Source organism: Vibrio sp. 2132-1, assembly GCF_033344315.1.
The window spans coordinates 1-586 of sequence record NZ_JAWPON010000596.1 but is presented as its reverse complement, the minus strand read 5'-3'; the positions used below and the strand labels follow the sequence as shown (position 1 = coordinate 586).

1 protein-coding gene is annotated in these 586 nt (G+C 45.1%); it reads right to left on the bottom strand.

The annotated features are described in order from the left end of the window. On the bottom strand, nt 1–586 hold a 586-nt coding region (locus R8N47_RS26860), incomplete at both ends, for a cation:proton antiporter (RefSeq protein WP_318186319.1).

The window sequence follows — 586 nt, the reverse complement described above, 5'->3', positions numbered from 1 at the left end:
GATCCCGCCAATCGCTTCTTGGATGAAGAGTAGAGTGACGCTACCGACTGTTGGTGCTTCTGAGCCAAATGCAATGGTGAAAAGCGTGACGAAAATAACCAAGCCGAAGCCATCATTGAATAGTGACTCCCCTTCGATCTGTGTCGAGATACGTTTAGGTGCGTCTAACTTTTTAACGATAGCTAGAACGGCAATCGGGTCGGTAGGCGAGATTAATGCGCCAAATAGCAAGCAGTAAACCAAATCAAACTGTATGCCGATCAGCATACAAAGGCCATAAAGAACAAAGCCGATGAAGAAGGTTGAGAACAGGGTTGCTCCAAGAGCCAATACCGTGATTTCCCACTTTTGATCTTTTAAGTTGGGTAGCTTGATGCCCAAGCCGCCAGCAAAAAGCAAAAATCCAAGGATGCCTTTCAACAAAAAGTCTTCAAAGTTGATCCTTGTTACCGTCTCGGTTGCAATCTCCGTAAGGTGAAACCAGTTGTTTTGACCGGCGACCAAAATAAGTAGAGAAAGAACCATTGAACCAGCTCTAATGGCGCTGGTGGTTTGCATCTTTCCTATCTTGCTGTTTACAAAAGCA